General features: G+C 58.8%; 2 protein-coding genes. Both read left to right on the top strand.

Features of this window, described 5'->3' with window-relative positions; all coding sequences use genetic code 11:
* Window positions 1-991: hypothetical protein (locus ABX749_RS31665; protein ID WP_372899551.1), on the top strand; the 991-nt coding region annotated here is incomplete at its 5' end.
* Window positions 991-1,782, top strand: coding sequence for a hypothetical protein (locus ABX749_RS31660; RefSeq protein ID WP_372899550.1), 792 nt, complete (start codon window positions 991-993; stop codon window positions 1,780-1,782). The genes ABX749_RS31665 and ABX749_RS31660, both read left to right, overlap by 1 nt.
* The last annotated feature ends 22 nt before the right edge of the window (window positions 1,783-1,804 follow it).

Raw genomic sequence — 1,804 nt, 5'->3', positions numbered from 1 at the left:
TCAACTCGAAGCACGGCGTAAAGCCCGTAAAGGTCGTGATCTCGATGCGGAAATGCAAGCCATTGACACGGAGACCGATGCTAAGAATGCGGTCGTCGATCAGTCGAAACAGCAACAGTTCCGGGAAAACGATTCTGCTCAGGATCGACGACAGCAACTGATCGACGACACTACGGCCGGCGTCCAATCCACCCTCGACCAAATGCGCGCGGAGTCCAAAGCGGCTCGTGAGGCAGCACGTACGAATGAGTTGGGCGATCGCCAGCGCGAACGAGACGAAAAGGTTGCCGCAGCTCAAGCCGACTTCGAGGCCGCTATTGATCGGGCGAACAATGCGACCGCACCATCCGACCACACTGAACCTGGTTCCCCACCTGGCATTGCCCAGCCGCCGAAACCGCCTGCGTTGCCGGAACCGATCAATCCCGATGACGTCGATATTCCCACGGTCGACCTTCCTGGAATCGATGATCCCGAACTGCAACCTCCGAACCCCAAGGATCTAAAACTCGGGATCGATCCAGATGCTCAGGCATCAATGGATCGATTTGCAGACGGTCCCGACAACACGGCGCAAGTCGAGTCGGCAGGCAACTTCGATTCCCGTGGATTGGGGCTCGGCAGTAGTGCGAGAAAGCTGGAGCCCCTGAAGCTCGATCCCATCGAGCCGTTGGACGAGGAGGTAATCGCGGCGCCGCAGCTGAAAATTCCGGAGGAAGATAAACCTGTCGTCGAGGCAATAGCAGTAATGGAGCCTGAAGCTGATGAACCGGCCCTGGATGTTGTTGCCATCAACGAAACCTTCGCCTCAGTCCGTCAGTCGCTCAGCGAATTCGATTTGGCACTCAGCGGTGCCACGTCGCGTTTGCAGCTTCCCGCTTCGTCCGGTGATGGCATCACGGAGGACATGAAACGGGCGATCATCGCGACCGCGGATAATACGCGTCGGCTGGTCGAGCGATCGAAGTCCGGAGGCTTGGTGTTTAGCTGATGAGCTTTTCGGCCGGCGGATACAACTTCGAGACCGCGGCGCTCTCCGAGAAGGCATCGCGAGGAAAATCGCATTCGGACTTCGTCGCCTATGTTGCGACCAACGGTGGCGCAGTCGATCCGGCGGCGGCTGCCAGCGCCGCCTACGGCTATTACAAAGCCAACTTCCCGGACCTGATTCCGTACCTACAGATCGACGCCGAGTTTATCAACGCCAAACACGCGTTGGTCAGCGTCACCATCAACAAGACCAAACTCGATCCGGTATCGTTCAACACGACCGGAGCAACCACGCACCTCAATCAATCGCTCGGCACCCGTGGGATCTATCCGGCGCCGGGCAAGATTGCTCCGATTTACCAGGGTGCGATCGGGGTCAGCGATTCCGGTGTGGAAGGCGTCGATGTGACCGTGCCGGCATTCGAGTTCTCGGTGCGGAAGAAGTTCGAGTGGGTTTCGACCGCCTATCTGTTGGCCGTTGTGTCAATGACCGGTCGCACGAACTCGACCGACTGGTCCATTTTCGCACCCGGCGAAGCTCTGTTTCTCGGAGCTGACGGTGGCGAAGACGAACAGAATTGGGTCGACATCACCTATCACTTCGCCGCGCGGCCCAACCAACCGGCGTTGTCCGTTGGCGCGATCTCGGGAATCAGTAAGCGAGGATGGGACTACTTGTGGGTCCGGCACGATGAAGAGGTGGTCGGGGATCGCGTTCTACGCCGTCCAGCCGCGGCCTACGTCGAGCAAGTCTATCCGGAGGGCAACTTTAACGCGCTGGGCATCAACTGATGACACGACGAGTTCGCCCCGG

It is taken from the genome of Stieleria sp., from assembly GCF_041595215.1.
Taxonomy (GTDB): Bacteria; Planctomycetota; Planctomycetia; order Pirellulales; family Pirellulaceae; genus Stieleria; species Stieleria magnilauensis.
This window is presented reverse-complemented; position numbering and strand designations above follow the sequence as displayed.

Bases quoted from the DNA above. Each gene is read 5' to 3' on its own strand.
- ABX749_RS31660 (WP_372899550.1), top strand. From the start codon at position 991: ATGAGCTTTTCGGCCGGCGGATACAACTTCGAGACCGCGGCGCTCTCC.